The organism is Trebonia sp. (genome assembly GCF_049794275.1).
Classification (GTDB): Bacteria; Actinomycetota; Actinomycetes; order Streptosporangiales; family Streptosporangiaceae; genus Trebonia.
On the sequence record NZ_JBARCR010000762.1, the window covers coordinates 1 to 3,529 of the forward strand.

Here is a 3,529-nt window from a genome sequence, read left to right on the forward strand (position 1 = left end):
CCGCTGTAGCTCGCCTGGGTGGTGCCTGAGGCGCCGACGGTGGTCGCGACGACCTGCGCCTGCTGTGCCGCGGTGAGGCTGTCGAGCGTGGCCTGCTTGCTGGCGAGCAGCTTGGCGATCGAGTTCTTCTGCCCGGCGAGCTGGGACTGGACGGCCGCCATGCCCTCCTCGGTCCGCTGCCGCTGGCCGACGACGGAGGAGAGCTGCTGCGCGTAGCCGAGGAACTGGGCCGCCTGCTCGTTGTGCATTCCGGCCACCTGCTCGACGAGGGACGCCTGGTCGAGCACGGCTGACGGGTCGCCGGAGGTCAGCAGCCCGAGCACCGACGTCTGGTCGGAGTCCATGTAGTTCGCCACCGCGACCTGGACGAGCTGGGCGCGAGCCGTGTTGAAGTGCGTCTGCGCCTGCGCGGCCTCCTTGTTCACCTGAGTCAGCCTGGTCTTCGCGGCCGACAGCTGCTGGCTGGCCTGGTCGTACTGCTCGCCGATGTTGTCCACCTTGGCCTGCAGGCTGTTTACCTGCGCCTGGACCTGGCCGATGGTCGGCTGTGGGGCCGCGCCGGCCGTTCCGCTGTAGACGGCGACCCCGCTCGCGACGGCGAGCAGCGCCGTGAGCACGGCACCGCGGCGCAGGCGGGTTCTCGTAGCGACTGTCCTGGCGGCGTGTATGCCCACGTCCGTGTCACTCCGTTCGTTGGTCCAGCGGAAGGCTGCACCAACCGTAGTGACACTTGTGGATGGGTCTCAAGCGGTTCTCGGAAACCTAACGAATACATTACGAAAGGGACTGACCTGCGGCCAGGCTTGGTCATGCGGCGCGGTCCAGTGGCGTTCCCTCGGACGCGGCGGCCTCCTGCGCCTTGGCCGGGCCGCGCAGCAAGTGCGCGACGCCGACCGCGATGACCGCGCCGCTGCGGCCCACGGGAACCCCTGGTGCGGTCCCTGGCTTTTGCCGGCGGTCAGGCGAGAGGGTGGTTCTAGTGGCGTCAGGTCGCCGTGCCCGAGTCCGGAGGTTCCCCGATGATGCGCGCTCACCAGCCAGGCCAGGACGTCTTCAGGTCGGTCCACCCCGAGGACATCGACTGGCAGCCGTTCCCCGCGTTCCCGCCGCCGGCTCGCCTCGCCGTCGTGGTCGGTCAGCCCACCGCGCCCGGCCCCTACGTGATCAGGGTGAAGGTGCCCTCTGGCGTCAAGCTGATGCCGCACCGGCACCCGGAGGATCGCGTCTACACGGTCATCTCCGGTGTCTTCTACATCGGGGTGGGCGAAGAATTCGACGAGGGCAAGCTCGAGGCACACCCGCCCGGTGCCGTCGTCGTCCTGCCCGGCGGCACCCCGCACTTCCACTGGGCCAAATCCGGTGAGTACGTCACCCAGGTAACAGCGATCGGGCCGCTCGGGCTCGAATATCTGGATCCGGAAGACGACCCGCGAAACGCCTGACGCTCACGCGATCACGCCGCCGGGCTGGCCTGTTCGCGTTCGCGGCGTTCGGTTTTGACCCGGGCGTTGGCGAAGGTGATCCAGATGGCCAGGTTGAGGTCGAGGCGGCCGCCGGAGTTCGAGGGGATGATGGTGGCAGGGGTGATGACAGCGTCGTGGGTGGTAGTGATGTCGCCCGGGCCGGCGCGTAGTTTCGGGCAGGCTGGCATGGGGGTGCCCTGGCGGCTGTAGAAGGTGAAGCCGCCCGGTGTGCTGGCTATGAGGTAGCCCTTGTCGTGGACAAGGGCGTGGTGTCTCTTGCACAGGCTGATGAGGTTGCCGAGCTTGGTCTCGCCGCCGTTCGCCCAGTGGACGATGTGGTGGGCGTCGGTGCGGCGGGAACGGCAGCCGGGGAACTGGCAGCGGTAGCCGTCGCGTTCGCGGATGGCCCGGCGGAGCGCGGGCGGGGGCTTGCGGGTGCGGCGGCCGACGTCGAGAATGGCCCCTGCGGTGTCGTGGATCATGGTGCTGATGGTGGCGTTGCAGCTGATGAGCGCCAGGGTGCTGAGGCTCAGAGCCAGGCCGTCCTGGATGTGGCAGCGCATCGGGTGGGCCGGATGCGAGACGGGCAGGGTACCGGCCGCACCTTCCGGCGTTTCCGCGGAAACGTCCTCTGTTGCCAGCTCCCCGCTGATGGCCTGGACGCCGGCGTGAATGATGACCTGATACGTATCGGGGTTCTCGGCCGTGGCCGCCTTGGCGTTGAGGTAGCCGGCGCAGACCTGGACGAGGGCGTCGGCGAGGTCCCGGGCCGTTTCCATCCGTGATTCTGGCGGCACGTCAGAGCTGAAGCTGACCCCGTTGGCCTCGTCTTCGCCCCTGAGCTCTTCGATCCGCGTTTCCGCGGAAACGTCGTCAGGCTGATCATGCGGGTGCTCCAGGTCGTTGCGGGCGGCGCGCAGGGCTTGCAATACGACGGCGGCACCTTCGGCGGGGAGGATGGCGCGGAAGACATAGTCCAGGTCCTTGACGCGGTTCCAGGTCAGCTGGCGCGCGGGCCGGGTTGGGCCGCGATCCGCTTCGGTGACCCGCCGGTGCGCTTGGGCGAACCGCTCCATCTGGTTGGCTGTCATCGGTGTCGCCATCTCAAGGAGATCGGGTTCGGTCTCCGGGGTGGCGATCCGGGTGAGCGCCCGGACCTTCGCATAAGACAGCCGTCCGGCGGCGAACTCGGCGGTGATGGCGGGCAGCGCTCCCAGCGCGCGAGCGACGCGGACCTGCTCGCGGGCCGTGCCGGAGGCGATCTGGCATTTCCACGACAGCCACGCCGCGCAGGACGGCATCTCCCAGTCCGCCCAGCCCTTGCGGGCGTCGAAATCGGCGATCAGCAGCAGGAATTGGCAGGTCGCCGCAGTCAGGTGCCCGGCCAGCTCGCAGATCCGCGCTTCCAGCCGCTCCATCGGCATCTCCGGCGGCCAGGCCGGGCCGCCAGGCGTCGTCGCAACAGATGGCTCAGACGTTATAGCTACGCTCATGTATTCGATTTTATCGATAGAGTCTGACATTCTGCCGAACGCGCGTTTCCGCGGAAACGCGGTTACCCGCGCGCTACCCGGGCTCTACGGCGTCAGGCCCAGGGTGACTCGCCTCCGGATTCCGAACAGCGGGCGTCTGCCCGACTATGGCCGATGGTGCAGATGATCCGGCTGGGTGTGCCAGCCGGGCGGCAGTTCGGCGGTGAGTGCGGCGTGTATTCGCGAACTGCTCAAGGAGTACGCTCCGCGTGTGAGCCTGCTCGGCATTGCCGTGGAATCCCAGCAATTCAGTGTTGTGATGCGCCTGTCCGGTGAAGCGGATCTATCGACCCTTGGGCAGCTAAGGGATGCGCTCAACGATCAGATTTCTGGCGGCGCTCGGCAGCTGACCATCGATCTGTCCGGGCTGCGGTTCGCCGACTCCAGTTCCATCCGGGCGCTGACGGACGCGCATCTGGCGCTGAGAGCTCAGGGCGGCACCCTGGAACTGGCAGCTCCCCAGCCGAACGTGGCCAGGATCCTGGTGCTGCTGGGCATCGACCAGGTACTTACCGTACGGCCGCAGCAGGACTC

The 3,529-nt window shown here is 68.0% G+C and carries 4 protein-coding genes; 2 read left to right on the top strand and 2 right to left on the bottom strand.

The window, feature by feature from the left end:
* A partial coding sequence (locus WA805_RS19880; protein ID WP_425243080.1) for a hypothetical protein occupies positions 1–674 on the bottom strand: 674 nt, incomplete at its 3' end.
* A gap of 345 nt (positions 675–1,019) precedes the next feature.
* On the opposite strand from WA805_RS19880, the gene WA805_RS19885 reads away from it, so the two are divergent.
* The gene (locus WA805_RS19885; RefSeq protein WP_422287239.1) at positions 1,020–1,442 is read left to right on the top strand and encodes a cupin domain-containing protein; all 423 of its coding nucleotides are present in this window, start codon (positions 1,020–1,022) and stop codon (positions 1,440–1,442) included.
* 11 nt (positions 1,443–1,453) lie between these two features.
* Here WA805_RS19885 and WA805_RS19890 read toward each other — a convergent pair whose 3' ends face one another.
* On the bottom strand, positions 1,454–2,956 hold the full coding sequence (locus WA805_RS19890) for a DUF222 domain-containing protein (RefSeq protein ID WP_425243081.1): 1,503 nt from the start codon (positions 2,954–2,956) through the stop codon (positions 1,454–1,456).
* Positions 2,957–3,206: 250 nt separating this feature from the next.
* Between WA805_RS19890 and WA805_RS19895 the strand changes: the two genes are divergently transcribed.
* A partial coding sequence (locus WA805_RS19895) for an STAS domain-containing protein (protein ID WP_425243082.1) occupies positions 3,207–3,529 on the top strand: 323 nt, incomplete at its 3' end.